General features: G+C 39.6%; 19 protein-coding genes. 17 read left to right on the plus strand and 2 right to left on the minus strand.

The window, feature by feature from the left end:
• The first annotated feature begins 350 nt into the window (after positions 1-350).
• Together ACLN19_RS07725 and ACLN19_RS07730 are read left to right on the plus strand one after the other, a co-directional pair.
• Complete coding sequence (locus tag ACLN19_RS07725) at positions 351-581, plus strand: hypothetical protein (RefSeq protein ID WP_413385027.1); 231 nt, start codon at positions 351-353, stop codon at positions 579-581.
• Between the two features lie 9 nt (positions 582-590).
• Complete coding sequence (locus ACLN19_RS07730) at positions 591-842, plus strand: hypothetical protein (RefSeq protein ID WP_413385030.1); 252 nt, start codon at positions 591-593, stop codon at positions 840-842.
• Here ACLN19_RS07730 and ACLN19_RS07735 read toward each other — a convergent pair.
• Positions 828-1,784: a hypothetical protein gene (locus ACLN19_RS07735; RefSeq protein ID WP_413385032.1), complete on the minus strand. Its 957-nt coding sequence runs from the start codon at positions 1,782-1,784 to the stop codon at positions 828-830. The genes ACLN19_RS07730 and ACLN19_RS07735 overlap by 15 nt on opposite strands.
• Positions 1,785-1,882: 98 nt before the next feature.
• On the opposite strand from ACLN19_RS07735, the gene ACLN19_RS07740 reads away from it, so the two are divergent.
• From ACLN19_RS07740 to ACLN19_RS07800, 13 genes are all read left to right on the plus strand, one after another.
• Positions 1,883-4,273, plus strand: a complete 2,391-nt coding sequence (locus ACLN19_RS07740) for a VirB4-like conjugal transfer ATPase, CD1110 family (RefSeq protein WP_413385034.1) — start codon at positions 1,883-1,885, stop codon at positions 4,271-4,273.
• 18 nt (positions 4,274-4,291) lie between these two features.
• Positions 4,292-4,561 carry a hypothetical protein gene (locus ACLN19_RS07745; protein WP_413385037.1) on the plus strand — a complete coding sequence of 90 codons (270 nt, stop codon included), beginning with the start codon at positions 4,292-4,294 and terminating at the stop codon, positions 4,559-4,561.
• A 4-nt stretch (positions 4,562-4,565) separates the two neighbouring features.
• The gene (locus ACLN19_RS07750) at positions 4,566-7,196 is read left to right on the plus strand and encodes a phage tail tip lysozyme (RefSeq protein ID WP_413385039.1); all 2,631 of its coding nucleotides are present in this window, start codon (positions 4,566-4,568) and stop codon (positions 7,194-7,196) included.
• Positions 7,197-7,208: 12 nt separating this feature from the next.
• The gene (locus ACLN19_RS07755) at positions 7,209-7,769 is read left to right on the plus strand and encodes a hypothetical protein (RefSeq protein ID WP_413385041.1); all 561 of its coding nucleotides are present in this window, start codon (positions 7,209-7,211) and stop codon (positions 7,767-7,769) included.
• Positions 7,770-7,785: 16 nt separating this feature from the next.
• Entirely contained in the window at positions 7,786-8,436 is a 651-nt protein-coding gene (locus ACLN19_RS07760; protein WP_413385043.1) for a hypothetical protein, read from the plus strand.
• 12 nt (positions 8,437-8,448) lie between these two features.
• Positions 8,449-8,754 (plus strand): hypothetical protein, encoded by a 306-nt coding sequence (locus tag ACLN19_RS07765; protein ID WP_413385046.1) that lies wholly within the window; start codon positions 8,449-8,451, stop codon positions 8,752-8,754.
• Positions 8,738-9,586, plus strand: coding sequence for a hypothetical protein (locus ACLN19_RS07770; RefSeq protein WP_413385048.1), 849 nt, complete (start codon positions 8,738-8,740; stop codon positions 9,584-9,586). The genes ACLN19_RS07765 and ACLN19_RS07770 overlap by 17 nt, the downstream gene beginning before the upstream one ends.
• Before the next feature lie 54 nt (positions 9,587-9,640).
• Positions 9,641-10,180 carry a hypothetical protein gene (locus tag ACLN19_RS07775; protein WP_413385051.1) on the plus strand — a complete coding sequence of 180 codons (540 nt, stop codon included), beginning with the start codon at positions 9,641-9,643 and terminating at the stop codon, positions 10,178-10,180.
• On the plus strand, positions 10,177-10,329 hold the full coding sequence (locus ACLN19_RS07780) for a hypothetical protein (protein ID WP_413385053.1): 153 nt from the start codon (positions 10,177-10,179) through the stop codon (positions 10,327-10,329). Before ACLN19_RS07775 ends, ACLN19_RS07780 begins: the two co-directional genes overlap by 4 nt.
• On the plus strand, positions 10,310-12,151 hold the full coding sequence (locus tag ACLN19_RS07785; RefSeq protein ID WP_413385079.1) for a VirD4-like conjugal transfer protein, CD1115 family: 1,842 nt from the start codon (positions 10,310-10,312) through the stop codon (positions 12,149-12,151). Before ACLN19_RS07780 ends, ACLN19_RS07785 begins: the two co-directional genes overlap by 20 nt.
• 25 nt (positions 12,152-12,176) lie before the next feature.
• Positions 12,177-12,512 carry a hypothetical protein gene (locus ACLN19_RS07790; RefSeq protein WP_413385055.1) on the plus strand — a complete coding sequence of 112 codons (336 nt, stop codon included), beginning with the start codon at positions 12,177-12,179 and terminating at the stop codon, positions 12,510-12,512.
• 4 nt (positions 12,513-12,516) lie between these two features.
• Complete coding sequence (locus ACLN19_RS07795) at positions 12,517-12,867, plus strand: hypothetical protein (protein WP_413385057.1); 351 nt, start codon at positions 12,517-12,519, stop codon at positions 12,865-12,867.
• A gap of 126 nt (positions 12,868-12,993) precedes the next feature.
• A complete protein-coding gene (locus ACLN19_RS07800) occupies positions 12,994-13,347 on the plus strand; it encodes a hypothetical protein (protein WP_413385059.1) in 354 nt (117 codons plus the stop codon).
• On the opposite strand, the gene ACLN19_RS07805 is transcribed toward ACLN19_RS07800, so the two are convergent.
• The gene (locus ACLN19_RS07805; RefSeq protein WP_413385061.1) at positions 13,323-14,231 is read right to left on the minus strand and encodes a hypothetical protein; all 909 of its coding nucleotides are present in this window, start codon (positions 14,229-14,231) and stop codon (positions 13,323-13,325) included. The genes ACLN19_RS07800 and ACLN19_RS07805 overlap by 25 nt on opposite strands.
• Before the next feature lie 173 nt (positions 14,232-14,404).
• On the opposite strand from ACLN19_RS07805, the gene ACLN19_RS07810 reads away from it, so the two are divergent.
• Together ACLN19_RS07810 and ACLN19_RS07815 are read left to right on the plus strand one after the other, a co-directional pair.
• Positions 14,405-16,129 (plus strand): type IA DNA topoisomerase, encoded by a 1,725-nt coding sequence (locus ACLN19_RS07810; protein WP_413385063.1) that lies wholly within the window; start codon positions 14,405-14,407, stop codon positions 16,127-16,129.
• A gap of 1 nt (position 16,130) precedes the next feature.
• The gene (locus tag ACLN19_RS07815; protein WP_413385065.1) at positions 16,131-16,523 is read left to right on the plus strand and encodes a hypothetical protein; all 393 of its coding nucleotides are present in this window, start codon (positions 16,131-16,133) and stop codon (positions 16,521-16,523) included.
• The last annotated feature ends 6 nt before the right edge of the window (positions 16,524-16,529 follow it).

Genomic DNA, 16,529 nt, shown 5'->3' on the forward strand with positions numbered 1-16,529 from the left:
TTCTTTAGTGTAGAACACTTTATAAATATTGTCTAGTTTAGTGTAACCGATTCAAGGCTGAGTATAGGAGTGTTTTGTGGAATTATGTGGCAATAACAGCTTGTGGCATAAGTGGCTTAATAGCTTATATAGCGATACTATTAGTTAAGGTTTATAATTTAATCATGTAAAGAAGAACTGCCACAATAGATATTAAAATCTGAAGACAAGGTAATCTTCTGACCAGTCCTTGAAGTAAAGGTTATTTAACAAAGTGAAGTCAGCCTTATCTATTCAGCTCTATTACTATGCTGATAAGGATAAGCAAGGCAAGATTACAACTGATGGGAAGACTATTAAGGAGGCGTTAAATGACTCAAAAAACTAAGCTCAGTAAGTGGGCAGAAACAGCTTTCAAACGTGACAATGAATTGTGGCGTGCGAAAACAACTGAAGGAATGGTTGTCTTAGGCAAACTTCCTAACGGTATTTTTACCTTACTGCGTTTTAATGATGAAGGTGGACGCCTAACTCATATTTCAGAAAGTGAAGCTTTGTGGCTAACGCTGGAGTTAGCTCCAGAAAAGATGGATTGTATCTAGGAGGAAAATATGGAACAAAAATATTACGCTGTGTTGATACAAATAAATATTGGAAAAAGTGTGTGGCTAGTACCTCAAGAAAACGGGAATTTAGCTTGGTCAGATGAAATTAGCGGTACTAGAGTTTTTGATAGTTATGAAGAAGCTAAGAAAACTGTTGAAAATCATTTTCTAGAAGATTTTGGTTTTATGGGTTCTTATAAAATCATTGAGTTTACTTATCAAGAATTGATGGATTTTGAAATATTAACTGATGACTAAATAGTCCAAAATGTCTTCATAACTCACGTCGGGATTGATATACTGCTTAGATCTGTGTTTACGAAATTTACCAAAGTAAAATAGCTTTAGTGGTTGTTTATCCCTTGAAGCTTTTTCTAACGTTTTGAGTTTTCCTTTGACTCCGTGATGTTCAGCGAGGCTTTTATTAATTGTAATAGACGGGCAATTAGTAACTTCATCTATTGTACATTTGCTGTTAAATCTAACTAAAAAATAGCTCTTTTCAGGTTGCTGTTTATAATCAAAATATTTTACTGTAGCAGTGTCATAATAGATGTGAATGTCCTCTAAATTAATTCCTCTTTGGTCAGCTTCTGCTAGATTGACAAAGTACCGTTCTAATTGAATTTCTTGTTTATTTTTAGAGTAGAATGTATATTTTTCGCCTGATTGGTACTCTAAAAAATAGCGAATAAGGGTACTAAGTTGCTTGATATGACTCCGAAAGGTTTTGTTATCAACGGTAGAAGATGAATGAGAGTATTGATATGCAACCTTGGTATCACCTGTTTTAGATGACGGGGCGCTCTCATTCTTTTGTTTAGGTTTAGCGACAATAGCTAGCGCTCCTTTAACAAGATCTAGATCAATAATAAGTTTATTTTTCTCACGAGAAAAAGAGCCGTGGTTTTCTGATATTACATCTTGTTCTCTTTGATGATAATGTTCAATCATGCGTTGACAATTATCAGGATCGTGTTTTTGATTACGTGCTCCAGGAGTAAAATAAGGTGTTTTGTTAAAATCTGGATTATTGAAATTTGCCAAGGTCAATTTGAAGAGACATTTTTCACTACATTGAAACTTTTTCGCATCGGTCAAACGATTAAATGAACCAACTGGAGAACAAGATAAATCATAGGCTTCTTTAGCGGACAAATCGGTTGATAATTCTAGACTGTAAGCTGACGGAAAACTCATAGGGCAATTCCTCACGATTATATTTTTCTATATTTTATCATGAATTGAAAAGGATGTGTTATTTTGATTGCATTCTACAAATGAAAGGAGAAGATCTATTGGATTTATCAAAACTAAGTCCCTTTAAGAGGGCAAACAAATCTTTAAGTAGGGCTGAAAAGGAGCGCAGAGCTCGTCTCAAACGTTCTATTAAAGCTTCTACACAAAATACTATCGCTTACACCAGTCTCTTTGAGAATGGGCTTATGCATATTGCTAAGGATGAATGGTCACGAACCTACAAATTAGGAGATGTGGCTTATAGTTCAGCCCATCAAGACGAGAAGATAGACGTTATTGAAACGACTGCTGATGCGCTTAATGCTTTGAATGCGGGTAATACCTTTCAGCTTTTGATTTTAAACCGTCGCATCCAAGGTAACGCTATTGAGACGATTAAATATGATGACGTGGGTGATGGCTTTGATGACTTTCGTCAAGAATACAATGATATGATTGATGAGCGTTTTTCTTACGATGCTAAAAATTTCAGGGTAGAAAAATACATCACTTTAACGACTGATGCAGACGATAGAGGTATTGCTGAAGGGGCACTTCATGAATTGGGCAACACCCTTGAAAACCAGTATGCTCAAATGGGTATTGGCTTTGAGGAGTTATCAGGCAAGGAACGGCTCGACATTTTGGTTTACCTGCTTCAAGATAAGCCAAAGCTAGCTTATGACTATAAAGATATTGCCTTATCTGAGCTTCACTCTAAAGACTTTATTGCTCCGAACAGGATTCATTTTCTCGAGAACCGTTTTCGCATTAACGACAAGCTAGCTAAGGTTATGTTTGCTAGGGATTATCCTACTTTTTTAACAGATCGGCTGATTAAAAACTTGACGGATATCGGTATTGAGCTAGCTATTAGCGTTCAAGCAGAGCCTTACGAAACATCTTCTTTCGTCAAAAAAATCAATAATGCTGATACAACCATTAAAGCAGAGATGGTTAAGGCGCAACGAAAAGGCGCAGGAGAAGGGATTTCAAACGATTTAGCAGTCTCTGGTCGTGCTAGAGAGATTTCAGAGTCCACAAGACGCTGGCGTGAAGAGATTGACGACAACGATCAAAAGGCATTCTCAGGAGTTATTCTCGTTTATTTTAAAGCCGAAGACGAAGAAGCGCTAGCTCGAGCGACGTCTAAAATTCAAACGGCTTCTAGGCAAGTCGGGGTTGACTTTGAAGAGTGTTATTACTATCAAGAAGAGGGGCTTAATACCATATTGCCACTTGGGCACATTCATCTTAATGCTAAACGTCGGTTTGTCCGTGATGTCACAACAGCTAATTTAGCGACACAGATTCCTTTCACAAATGTCGACCTGCAGTCTGATAGTAGTACAGCTATCTATTACGGTCAAAATCAGTTGACTAATAATATCATTACAGTTGACCGTAAAGCCGATCTTAATACAGGCTCTGGCGTGGTGCTTGGCTCGTCTGGTTCAGGGAAGTCTGTTACAGTCAAAAGTTTAGAGATTATCCCGTCGCTGTTGAGGTATGTCAATGATCGTGTTATTATCGTCGATCCTGAGGACGAATACTCTGATATTGGTCGAGCTTTCAATGCTCAGCTTATTGACATCTTTATTGGCTCACAAACCCATCTCAATCTTCTAGATTTACCTGATATGGAAAAGTTAAGGAAGATGAAGGATGGTGAGGACATTGATCCGATCGGTGATAAGTCAAACCTGCTTATGGGTCTGTTTGAGTCTATTTTAGCGGATGTGGGCGATGTTCAGTACACTATCATCGATCGTGTTACTCGTGAGACCTATAAACGTTTTGAAGATAAAGATAGGATGCCTACCCTTAAAGATTGGCACGATGTGCTAGAAGAACAAGAAGAGCAAGAAGCCAAAGAATTGGCTTTGAAATCAGAAATCTATGCGAAAGGCTCACAGAATATCTTTGCCCATCAAACCAACGTGGACATCAATGATCGTTTTGTCATTTTTAATCTGAAGCGTTTGACAGGGAAATTGAAACCTTTTGCCATGATGGTTATCCAAGATTACATCTGGAATCAGGTTGTCGAAGCGCAAGGTAATCATACTATTCGTATTTATTTTGATGAGGTACAGCTCTTTTTCAAAGACCAAGCGCAAGCCATCTTCTTTACTGAATTATATTCTCGTATTCGTAAGTATGGCTCAGTACCTACTGCTATCACACAGAATATTGAAACCCTTATGAGTAAAGAAGAAGGGCGTAAGCTAGTCTCAAATAGTGAGTTTATGATTTTACTAAAACATAAAAAATCAGACCTAGATGCCCTAGCACAAGCCTTGACCTTGACGGCTACTCTAGAGCGTTACATCGCTAAACCAAAAGCTAAAGGAACAGGTCTTATCGTTGCTGGTGATGTGGTCGTCCCATTTGAAAATCCAATCCCAAGACACACTAAACTCTTTGAGTTAGTGGCTACGGATGCTTAGGGTTTAGAAGGAGAGTTTATGCGAGTAATAAAAGACATGAAACGAATAGAACAGCCAGACTTAGCTTTATTACAAGCAAAAGGTATTAAAAAGCCTTATCAGGATAGTCTTGTTGTTGACAGTTTGATGAGTCGAAGTCAAAAGAGTCTATCTTATGAGGCAGACAGCCATATCTCTTATCAAGAAGAGATAAATCATCAACTCAGTTTTGCAGTCTATCCTTTTGGTATAGAAAGCCATTATCACTATCCACTAGGGTTTATTATGAGGACTAAAGTCAGGAGGTGAGTGAGTGTCTAGACAGACTAGAAAAGAGGTTAAGGAAACCAAAAAAGCTTATCGCAGAGCTAGTCGAGAGGTCAAAGCAATCTCGGATAAATACAAGCGAGCCGACCGAACGGAACAGCGTTTATTAAAACCACAAACTGAAGCTGAAAAACGTTACTTAGGACAAAAACGAAAAGTCAGAAAAGAGGTAGCTGACAAAGAATTAGCCCCTCTTAGAAAAAAGCGACAGGAAGCTAAGAAAGCTAAAGCTCAAGCGGTGGCTAGAAATGGAGGTAGTCTTCCTCAAAAGACCCTGCGAAGTGTCCATCATTCAGCTTCTGGAATGATGGAGTCCGCCTTTAGAGATAACGATACACTTGATGATATCGTTACAGCGAGACAAAAGATTAGACGTACTCATGCTGAGCTTCGTGGCGCTAAAAAAGCAGGGTCACTGACTTATAAAGTGGGAAGAGCTGGAACAAAAGGCACGTATAATCTAGCTAACCGCACTTATAATTTGACTCGTGGTAGGGGCTTTACGAGAACCCCTAAAGCACAACGTTTAGAAACTAAGGTCAAGAACCGCTTTGATCGCATCCGAGAGCGCCTGCGGTTAAATAAAGTCAAAGTTAAAACGGCTAAGTTTAGACGAGTGACAGGTAAGCTCTTAAAACCTGTCACAACCGTTTTAAAAAATCCCTTATCGTTAAAAGCCTACCTGATTGTTTTTGGTGGCTTTTTTATTATAGCTCTTTTAGGGGCTATCATGGGAGGCGGCTCTTCTACAGTTGCTCAAAATGAGTTTGATTTGACGGCTTCGTGGACGCACCTCTCAAAGCTTGACCGTGAAAAGTCGAACGACGAGGTGGACTACTGGACAGATATTGACTCTGTCATGATGTATATGGGTTATCGTTATGAAGATTACAAACTAGATAAACCCTATAATCTCAAAAACAAGAGTCCTTATGAGCCGTCACGGTCTTATCGGGATTTGCTGACGACCATTTGGGAAGGCATGAACGCTGATAAGGATAATCTCAAAACGATGGCAGACCTCTATAAAAGTCATAAAAGCCAGTATATCAAGTTATCCGAAAAAGACCAGAAAGAGTATGAAGAAATCCTCGAGCAGGCTCAGGAAGTGGGCTATTATATCAATTATAATGAGTTAGACAGCCCTTTTAATAATGAGTCTGATGATGAGGTAGTTCCCACGGTCACAATCACTAAGCGTTACGGCTATGTCTCTAAAGATGAGCTTTATCAAGGCTCTGTCTTACAGGCAAATAAAAGGGACACGCTTTATGCTGTAATGGCAGGCAAGGTCACGGTTACAGCTGACAATGATGTCATTATCAAGAGTAAAGAGGCTGAGTTTACCTATAAAAAAGTCTCTAACCCAAGGGTTAAAACAGGCGATAAGGTTAGCGCTGGCTCTGAAATTGGATCAGTAGCTTCGTCAGATGGTTTAGAAGTTTACTTCAAGAAGCTTAAAGACAAAAAGAAGAAAGAATGGGTATTCGTCAATGTTGGTTTTTATTTGCCAAAGGCGGTTTATACTCAAACAACGTCTGTGCTCTCTGATATCGATATGGAAGGTGATTTACCCTCACGAGTGGTCTCTGCTTATCAGAAACTGAAGAAGCTAAACGATAAGGTCACTTTAAATGGTGTTTCTGCCATGTTTGGAAACTTTGTGACAGAGTCCAATCTCACAGCTAAACGAGCCGAAGGAGACTACTTAAGTCCCCCTATCGGAGCTTCCGATGCCTCGTGGGACGACGAGGCTTGGCTCAATATCGGCGGACCTGCCATCTACAATGGGCGCTTTCCAAATATTCTAAGACGTGGTCTTGGATTGGGGCAATGGACGGATACAGGAGACGGTGCGGTTCGTCATACCCTTTTACGAAATTTTGCCAAAGAAAAAAATAAAAAGTGGTATGATCTGGATCTACAGCTTGAGTTTATTTTGAATGGCGATAATCCTTATTATAGAGATATTGCCAAATCTATTTTAGAGAGCAATGATAGCGTCGAAGCGCTAACGACTCGCTTCTTGAATAGATGGGAGGGGAATTCAGGTGATAAACTGCTAGAGCGCCAAAATAACGCTAAGCAGGTCTTAGAAATTCTGAAAAATCCACCTAAAACAAGTGCTGTTATTTCTGGGGACTTTGCTCATATGTTTAATGTCTCTTACACGGTTGTGCAACCTTACGGCAAGACGCCTTGGTCACAAGGTGGCGGGGCTTGGATGTACCCTATGGGACGCCATTCAGGAGTGGACTTACAGGGAGCAGGTTTTGAAACAGGCGATGTCTCTCTCTTTTCCGTAACCGATGGAACAGTCGTTAGTGTCTCACCTGACCCGATGGGTGGTTATTATACCATTATTCAGCCACCTTTTGGGGGATATCTTTATTATGGGCATATGAAATCACACAATAATCTCTCAAAGGGACAAAGCCTTAAAAAGGGCGATAAGATTGGTGTTATGGGAACAGGTGGCGGTGTCTATCATGTGCATTTTGAGTATAACAAAGACATCCGTACCATCGGACAAGCCAATTCACAGGATCAAGACCCATCACAGTTTATTCAAAAATCAGGGACGTTAACGCAAAATCAAGTCATTATACCGAAATAGTAAGGAGTATGTATGGTAAATGAAGTCATGATTAAATATTTAAAGTTGGTAGCTGCAGGAGTGGTTCTCTTGCTGATTCTACTGCTAGGGCTAAGCCTAGCGTTTTCAAAAAGAGATCATAAAGCTAAGGTCAGTTCACAGTTGAGCTCCTCTTATGTGCAAGAGGTTGATTTGTCTGAGCCTTTAGTAGTAGATTTCCTGAAAACTTACTACACAACTGACAAGGTAGGCGCTAATCGTAAAGCTTATAAGCCATTTATGACACAAGAGGCTTATGAGCGCCAAATTGAAAAAGAGGACAATCCTTCTGATAAGCTCTACACCGACTTTATGAAAGACTTCCGCTATCAAAAGGCTAAGGTTTACCTTGGCTCTAAAGATAATGTCGCTTATGCGACGGTACGTTATGGCTTTATAGCGGAAGCCCCGTCTGGAAAAGGGGACGATAAAACAGTCAGTCGTCAGGTCACTAATACGATTGACCTCAAGTTGACTTACAGTCAGACAAGAAACGAGGCAGGACAAGTGTTAATTGATCGTATTGATGTGGTTGATTTAAGCCCGATTCAATAATGGAAAGGAGTCATCTATGTTAGATGAGTTTAAGTTAAAATGGATGAAGCGATTGGGATATGGTCTCTTACTTTGTCTAGTGGCTTTGATTGGCTTTGGTATTGGGGATTCTATCCATCAATCAAAACCCAGCGAAACCAAACAGACGACTAGCTCCAAGATTAAAGACAAGCCTTTGACGCAAGCTAGGGTTAGAGATTTTTTGATTGCCTACTATACTAAGAAGGATTTGGGTGAAAATCGGAAACGCTATAAAGCTTATATGACCGATACGCTTTACCAAACGACAATTGCGGATGAGGACATGTCTATCAATCAAACCTATAAAGGTTTCTTAGTTGACTTTGAGCTAGAGGATGCCGTGATTGCGATTGATGAGGCTAATCAAACAGCTATTGCACAAGTAACCTACACTAACAGTGAGTTGCTAGAAAAAGATGTGAAAAAAGGTGCGACGACTGACATCAAGCACGAGCTTGATTTACGTCTTAACTATACTAAAGATAACAATCAGTGGCTGGTCAGCTCGATTGAGCGCATCAATATCTCTGACTCAGACCTGAAAGGGACTTTTGATTTGACGTCTTCGACAGAAATGCTAGAGAGTAGTGAAGATAGTAGCGAGGTTAGCGTGACAGAAGCCAGCAATACCTCCACCCCAACTTAGAAAGGAAAAGACATGAATAAACGTTTAGAGCAATTAAAGAAGCGACGCGAGCGCTTTGTGGCAGACTTGAAGAAAGTTAAAAAACAACAGGAAGAGCTTGAAGCTAAGGAAAAAGACCTAATCAGTTCTTTTAATGAGGCGGACGCTGATTATAAGATGGCTTTGATTGCGGACAGTGGTTTGACCATTGAAGATTTAGAAGCTAAGGTCAAAGATAAGAGGCAATCTGATAAGGATAAGAGTCAATCTAGCTACTCTTATCATCAAGACGAGGCTGGTCTAGAGAATGGTGGTGAGGGTCATGTTTCAAATCACTAATCAGACAACCAATCAAACCAAAGATTTTAAAACTAGGGACAACCTTTTGTCTTTCTTAAGTGAACAATCAGTTTGGCTTGATGATCGTCGGGATAAAGCATCGTATGATATTTATCATGTCACAGAAGATGGGGAAGTCTTGGAAAAGAAAAATCTAACCCTACCTTATCATGGCATGATTGAGGAGGTTTTCGAGGGGTTTGGGCTTATCAAACCTAAGAAGAAAAACGTTCTTTTAAACAAACTTAAAAAAAGCAATTCTAAGGACAAGTACGACCAATCCTCCAAAGAAGAGGACAAACAAGCTCATAGAATGTCCGTCTCAGAACCTCCTAAAGATGAGAAAGCTCACATTAATAAGAAAGAGCAGAAAGGTTTAGGTTTTGTAAGTATCCTAAGCCTTATTTTGTCCTTATCAGCTCTAGCCTCATCAGTTTTTACTTATTATCAAACGCAGTCTCACGGACTAGCTAGCTATAAGCTGGCTCGCATTCAAAAAGATCTCTCACTTCAGGAACAATCAGGCAGGCTAGAGGTTTTTGGGCGTTTCTTCTTAGCTAACTATTTTGCAGAAAACGGCTCTGATTTGTCTAGCTTTTTATCGGATAGTCTTAAAAAAGAAGGGTTAGCTAGTCCTGAAGGAGTGATTCAGTCCGTTTTTTATGAGGAAGCCAAAGCAGATAAAGGCAAGATTAATGTCTCGCTTCTGGTTTCAGTGAAAGAGGATGATCGGGCTAAAACACAACGGATGATATTATCAGTTAAGAAAGACACTAAAGCTAAGTACGGCTATGTCTTAGTTGAACAACCGCAGATACTGGTCTTTGGTTGAAAAATTAAGCTAAAGCAAGTTTTACCTTGCTTTTTATATTAGAAAGGATTAGCTATGGAACAAGAACAGGTAGCTATGAAAGTAGCAGACGTTTATAAAGTGACGGGAGAATTTTTCCTCAAATCGCTTCTCGTGGCAATTGAGGGCGGGCATGACTTTACGCATAAGCTTTTTGCTAGAAAACAATTTATAGGCGAAGCGGGCTGGCATCAATTTTTGGCGACTGACGAGGAGAAGCATTTTGAAACCTTTTTGACCAGCGAGGTTAATTCCGAGCAATTAAAAACTTACCTCAAGCGCTATGATGTCAGTTATGCCATTCAAGAAAATAAGGATGGGACGAGCACTATTGCCATCGCTTCTAAAAATGTGAAAGCCCTTGAAGAAAGTTTCAAGGGTGTTATTAATGACTTGACTAGCCCTGATAATGAGAAGGCAGAGGAGCTTAGAAGAAAGCTTGTTAAAGGCTCTCATAACATGTCCCCCTCTGAGCGTGTGGCTTATGAGCGCCAAAAATCAATGCAGGCTCAAAAAGGCAAAGTCAAGGGAGCTGTTAAGCATCGACCGAAAGTGAAAGGAGAGCTGGAACGATGACGACTAAACCTGTTAGACTGACTCAAAGAGTTAAGCTAAATCCTCATGTTTGTATTTTAGGAGAGGTTGGCGAAGGGAGAGCCTATAGACTCCCTTACGATTGGAAAGAGCGTTTAGAAAAGGAGGAGGCTGATGACGCATCAAGTTAAACGTCCTTTTTTACCTTATCTATTGAGTGGTATTTTTGTTTTTTATTTTGGTCATTGGCTGACTAATTTGTATATGAGTGCTCCCAATAAGTCACTTTTTCTTGATTTCGAGAGTTTAGGGTGGATGCTATCACATTGGTCTGAGAAATCGCTATTAGATCTTCAGTTCACACTAACATCTGCGTGGATGGGGGGATTAGCTTTTTTGATTGTTATGTTGATTTACCTTAGACCTCTTGATAGAGGAGAATACCGTTCTGGCGAAGAGTATGGGTCGGCTCGTTTAGCGACCGTTCAAGAATTAGCTAGCTTTAGAGATGACGACCCTGAGATGGATATGATTTTCTCCCAAAATGCCCGTATGGGTCTTTATAACAAGCGATTGCCTTTTGATAGACAATTAAACAAGAATACCCTGACGGTTGGGTTGCCAGGGGACGGGAAAACATTCACTTTTGTTAAGCCTAACATCATGCAGATGAATTCCTCTTTTGTTATTACGGACCCTAAAGGGCTTTTGGTTCGTGAGGTGGGACATATGCTTGAGTGGGAAGGCTATACTATAAAGGTTTTTGATTTGGTTAGTCTTAAGAATTCCGACCAATTCAACGTCTTTCACTACATGGACAGCGAGCTAGATATTGATCGTGTTGCAGAGGCTATTGTAGCAGGCACAAAGCGCTCCAATAATGGAGGAGAGGACTTTTGGGCGCAAGCTGAAATGCTTCTGATGCGAGCGCTGATTGGTTATCTGTACTTTCACGGAAAAATCTTAGGCAATTATGAGCCCAATATCTCGCAAGTGGCAGATTTGTTGCGTGGTATTCAACGACCAGATGAAGAGACGCCTGCTCCCGTTGAGGTTATGTTTGAAGAGCTAGAACAAGAGTTACAAGCTAAAGGGTTTACTAGCTCTTATGCTAATCGTCAATGGGATTTGTTCAACGAAAACTTCGACGGTAAAACAAGAACATCTGTCTTAGCAGTCTTATCAGCTCGCTTCTCTGTATTTGACCATGAAGATGTCAAAACCTTAATCTCAAGAGATACGATGGAAATGGAAAAATGGCAGACTGAGAAGACAGCGGTCTTCATTGCGATCCCTGAAACAGACAAAGCTTTTAACTTTATTGCCACAACTATGTTTACCATGATGTTTAGAGTGCTCCCTAAAGTGGCTGATGAAATTTTGCAGGGGTTTCATCCAACTGTTAAGGCTAAGAATTTGATTCACATCCGCTTGATTTTAGATGAGTTTGCCAACTTCGGGCGTTTTCCTAACCTGACAGAAACCTTGTCATCGGTTCGGTCTCGTGAAATCTCGCTTGATATTATCATTCAAGCTATAGCCCAGATTAAAGCACTTTACAAGGATGAGTGGGAAACTATCTTTAATAACTGCGCTACGCTACTTTATTTAGGGACTAATGATAAAGATACCATGAATTACTTCTCTATGCGCTCAGGAAAACAAACCATTAACCTGAAAAATTATTCTCGCTCACGTGGCTCTCAAGGCTCTAGCACGATGTCTATGCAGACGCTTCAGCGTGACCTTCTCACACCTGATGAAATTGCTAGAATTGGTGTAGATGAGGCGCTTGTCTTTATCTCTAAACAAAATGTGTTCCGTGACAAGAAAACCAGTGTCTTAGACCACCCTAGAGCTAAAGAGCTTGCTAATAGCCCCGAAGACAAAAATTGGTACTGGTATAAACGCAATATGACAGATAATATGTTTCTTGATGAGTGGTTCTCAAATGTTCCTTGTCAGATAAAAGTGTCAGCTAAGGCTATTGAAGAAGTGGATTTAGCTTCTTAATAAGAAAAATAGAAAGGAGAGGTCTATGTTAGATCCCAAAGTCGAGGGTGTTGGTTATCTTGACACCCTCTTTCAGTCCCTCGATATAGAGGTATTTGCCAGAGCGATTAAATCGCTTTACTTAACACAAGACATTACACAAGATGCCACAGAAGGGCAAGTTCTAAACGCCTTTGTCATTCAGTTGATGAAAGTCTTAGATTACGAGACATTTAAACAAGTTGCCCCTCAACTCTTTATTTATCAAAATCAAGAAAAAGCGCCCTACTTAGTAGAGCGATTGGAGGCGACTAAAGGCAATTATGATTGTCTAAAGCAGGATATTGATGTTTTATTAGTTGCAGATTGTGAGGTTGACTAAATTGTTGTTTAGAAAGAAAAGACCAAGTTATCCTTATAATGATAGTCTTGTGTCTATTTTAGGCGATAGTCGTGTAGTTAGACCTAATTTTGATAATCTGTATCGTGAATGCGCTCCTGAACAATTGACAGAATTGAAGCTTGTTTTACAAGAGACGATTCGCTTTTTAGAATACCAAGAATCCCTTTCGAACGCTTTTCGTAGAGGAGATACTCAAGAGCTCCAACATCTGTTAGAAAACAAAATAGAAGGTAACTTAACTTCTCTACAAAAAGATGAGGAGTGGTTATTAAGTGTTCGGGAGTTAGAACATAAGAACGAAGAGCTGTGGTTAGAGCCTCCTAAAAATCGTTAAAGCGATTAAAATAAGATACTAATCCACAGCGCTAAACTAAGTATAAAACAAATTTACCAAATAATTAAAGAAAGGGTTTATACTAGCGGAAGCTAACCGCTTATATAAATATAAGGATTTATAAAAATGGAACTTTATGAATTAGCCCCTGAACTTTTCGTAAATTTAGGAAAAAACGCACCCTATAAGGTGACAGAGATTATCGGTAAAAACTATCCAGATAATTTTTTGACCCCTGATGAAGAAAAAAGTTTCCTTGTGTTGAATAAAGAGAAAGCATGGATAGTCCATGCAGATTCATTAGTATCAGTAGCTGAGGAGTTAGAAGGTTATTTAGGTATGTCAATAGATGACTTTATTATGATTTCATTAGGAACAAAATACCATGAGCGATTTTGTTTTAATGACGACTATGAGATTTGGGAAAAATATTTTGTGAAACTCAGAGATGCTTATTATTCTGACCAATCCTCGAAGTAAAGACTATTTAACAAGGCGAAGTCAGACTTATCTATTTTGTTCATTCGTATTTTTGACTGTGAAGTCACAAAAAAACTTCCCCAAAAGTAAAGATGAAAGGCTTCGCCAGATTGACAGTATCTCAGTAGTTTTCGATGTTGTTGAGAAGTCTCGTTTAGAGTGTCTATTTCAATAAAAACAGCTGGTTTTTCAAAATAAACATTTTCAAGTTGACATTTTTGATTGAACTCTAACAATATCAACTCTTTTCCATTTTTGCTAACCTTTTTAGCGAAGGCTTTACCGTGATAAATTTTAGGCTCTAAAGATAATTTATAATGCCCATATCGTAGTTCTTGAAAGAAAGTATTTAACGGTGCTACTGTGCCATTAAAACTGACATCATCATTTGGGTGATAGTGGAACCGATTGACAGTTGATGATAGTTTTGAAAGCTTTGTACGGCGCTGTTTAACTGTTAGAAAGTCAGAACTGCCTTGATACGACTTTTTGTTTTTTTCAGTTAAAGAGTTCAGTCTAAGAGTCCCGACCTCTTCATAAGGTGTAGGGTTGCTCATTGATAACTCAATGATAATGTCTTCAGTTGGTTGGTAAGTCTGTGTCGCACGGTGTTGAGAAGATTGTTTTGAGACTTGGGTTATCTTAGAAATATTTGGACACAAGTTGGAATGTTTATCGTCAAATCCACTATGATATTTAAAATAAGGGGGCACTCTCCACCTATCAGGAGTGTTTCTAACATTTACTAATATCACAGGAACTGAGCATTCTTTAGCGCATCTAAATTCGTCTGTATCAAGTGGATGATTGTGGAAATAATTATAAGCTTTCTCAGGTGAAATATCATTTTTAAAATGTTTAGAATAAGCGTGATCATGTTTCATATTAATTGTCCCCCCAAAATTGTTATTATCATCTATATTTTACCATTTATTCCGATAAATCAGAAAGGGCATATCAATTATGATAGATACAATTAACCGCTAGATTGAATACATAAAATCTAGTGTAATTACTAAGCTATTTGTTATTACTAAAAGAAAGTGAGGTTATGTAAATGTCTTATTTAGTGATTGCTGAAAAGCCCGACCAAGCTAAAAAATACGCTCAAGCGTTAGGTCAGGCTAAGCAAAAAGACGGGGTGTGGGAAGTGTCCACGCCCCTTTTAGATGCTCCCGTCAGAATTGTCCCCGCAGTGGGTCATTTAGTGGAGCTGAAGAACCCATATACCAATTATGAAAATTGGGATATGGCTAATTTACCAGCTTTTCCTGAAACGTTTGAGTATGAGGTCAAGTCTGATAAAAAACGTCAATTTGCGCTTATTAAGCGTGAGGTGGCTAAAGCCAAACACATCATTATTGGAACGGATGCTGATCGTGAAGGGGAAGCTATTGCCTATCTTATTCTACGTTTAATCCCAAATGCGCTAAAGAAGGTTAAGTATCGTCTTTGGGTAAACTCGCTCACCAAAGAAGGGATTTTATCAGCTTTTAAGAAGTTGAGACCTGCTAGTGAGACGGCGCTTTATGCAGAAGAGGCAGAAGCTAGGGCTAAGGCGGATTGGCTTGTTGGCTTTAATCTTAGCCCTTGGGCATCTCTTAAATTGCGTGAGGTGGGTGCTTTAGAGAAAAGAGGTTCTGTCTCTGTTGGTCGAGTCCAAACAGTTATTGTCTCTCTAGTCGTTGAAAATCATCTTGCTATCAAACACTTTAAACCAAAGCCTTATTGGAAATTAGAGCTAGTTGATGAAGCAGGGACGGTTTTCAGTCATGACCATAAGTATGGAAGCGAAATAGAAGCCAAAGAGGCACTAGGTTCGCTTAGTTCTCAAGCTAGGATTGCTGAAGTGATACAAGAAGCTAAGAGCGTGTCTGCTCCGAACCTTTACCATTTGACGAGCTTACAGTCTGCCATGAGTAAGAAGCACCGTTTTGATGCTTCCTACACCTTAGAGCTAGCCCAGAAGCTTTATCAAAAAGGGGTGACGTCTTATCCTCGAACAGACCGAAAACAGATTACCTCTAATGAGTTTGTTTATTTGGTTAATCATTTAGAGGAGTATAAAAGGCTGTTACAGATTGATTCCGATTTGCCTAATATCAAACCTCGACGTAAGTATGTAGCTGATAAAGATATGGAGCACTACGCTATTATTCCAACGGAAAACCTAGCCAATCTTGATGACCTAGGGGACGATGAACGTCTTGTGTATGTTGAAATTGTCAAGCGTACACTTCTTATGTTTGCACCTGATTATAAATATCAAGCGACCCAAATTACACTTGATAATAACGGTCATGCTTTTAAAGCGACGGGTAATGTCATGACGGCTGCAGGCTGGACGCTCTTAGCTGATAAAGAGAATAAAGACAAGGTTTTACCTGCCTACTCTCAAGGAGAAGCGATTAGCGTGCTTGTTAATGTCAAAGAAGAAGAGACTAAACCACCTAGTCGTTTAACTGAGAGTTATCTACTCGATAAACTTCTTCCTAAATACAATCTAGGCACGCCTGCCACTAGAGCTGGCATTATTAAAACGGTTCTTGATCGCTCTTATATCACAAGAGACAAGAAGACAGGACGACTAGAGCCGACGGCTTTAGGGGAGCTTTTGGTCTTGTTTTTGGATAAGTATGACGTCATGTACACCAATCCTGAAACAACTGGAAAGTGGGAGGATGCCCTTGCTCTTATCGGTCAGGGCAAACAGTCCAAAGATTGGTTTATCGAGCAGACCAAAAAGGCGATTAGTGCCCAGTTGCAGAAAGGAGGTGATTAGTATGGGAATAAGCTTTAGTCGAACCCACATCCGCAGTAAAGGACATCTAAACAATGTCATTAAGCTGATGTCGGGAGAAGCGGGGGCTTTTACCAAGATTAGAAGCCCTTGTCTTGTGGTTTGTCGTCAAGAGGTAGATTCACGTGTCAAAGATTTAAGCCATTATGTCTTTGAGTTTAATCTGAGTCAGTCAAATAAAGAGCTAGTGCCTAAAGTAGCGACGTTAGCTCTTAGTTTAGCGAGCGATGTCAGAATGCCACTGGCAACTGTCTTTTGGGACGTACATTCTGATAGTCCTTGCTTACATCTCTTGATTGACGATAAACGCTCACGTATTAGAAGTGATGTTAATTTTATGGATAAGTGCGTCCCGCATATCCATAAGTGGTTTTAGGAGGTT

The organism is Streptococcus lishijunsis (assembly GCF_047290665.1).
GTDB lineage: Bacteria > Bacillota > Bacilli > Lactobacillales > Streptococcaceae > Streptococcus.

Bases quoted from the DNA above. Each gene is read 5' to 3' on its own strand.
- ACLN19_RS07725 (WP_413385027.1), top strand. From the start codon at position 351: ATGACTCAAAAAACTAAGCTCAGTAAGTGGGCAGAAACAGCTTTCAAA.
- ACLN19_RS07730 (WP_413385030.1), top strand. From the start codon at position 591: ATGGAACAAAAATATTACGCTGTGTTGATACAAATAAATATTGGAAAA.
- ACLN19_RS07735 (WP_413385032.1), bottom strand. From the start codon at position 1,784: ATGAGTTTTCCGTCAGCTTACAGTCTAGAATTATCAACCGATTTGTCC.
- ACLN19_RS07745 (WP_413385037.1), top strand. From the start codon at position 4,292: ATGCGAGTAATAAAAGACATGAAACGAATAGAACAGCCAGACTTAGCT.
- ACLN19_RS07755 (WP_413385041.1), top strand. From the start codon at position 7,209: ATGGTAAATGAAGTCATGATTAAATATTTAAAGTTGGTAGCTGCAGGA.
- ACLN19_RS07760 (WP_413385043.1), top strand. From the start codon at position 7,786: ATGTTAGATGAGTTTAAGTTAAAATGGATGAAGCGATTGGGATATGGT.
- ACLN19_RS07765 (WP_413385046.1), top strand. From the start codon at position 8,449: ATGAATAAACGTTTAGAGCAATTAAAGAAGCGACGCGAGCGCTTTGTG.
- ACLN19_RS07770 (WP_413385048.1), top strand. From the start codon at position 8,738: ATGTTTCAAATCACTAATCAGACAACCAATCAAACCAAAGATTTTAAA.
- ACLN19_RS07775 (WP_413385051.1), top strand. From the start codon at position 9,641: ATGGAACAAGAACAGGTAGCTATGAAAGTAGCAGACGTTTATAAAGTG.
- ACLN19_RS07780 (WP_413385053.1), top strand. From the start codon at position 10,177: ATGACGACTAAACCTGTTAGACTGACTCAAAGAGTTAAGCTAAATCCT.
- ACLN19_RS07790 (WP_413385055.1), top strand. From the start codon at position 12,177: ATGTTAGATCCCAAAGTCGAGGGTGTTGGTTATCTTGACACCCTCTTT.
- ACLN19_RS07800 (WP_413385059.1), top strand. From the start codon at position 12,994: ATGGAACTTTATGAATTAGCCCCTGAACTTTTCGTAAATTTAGGAAAA.
- ACLN19_RS07805 (WP_413385061.1), bottom strand. From the start codon at position 14,231: ATGAAACATGATCACGCTTATTCTAAACATTTTAAAAATGATATTTCA.
- ACLN19_RS07810 (WP_413385063.1), top strand. From the start codon at position 14,405: ATGTCTTATTTAGTGATTGCTGAAAAGCCCGACCAAGCTAAAAAATAC.
- ACLN19_RS07815 (WP_413385065.1), top strand. From the start codon at position 16,131: ATGGGAATAAGCTTTAGTCGAACCCACATCCGCAGTAAAGGACATCTA.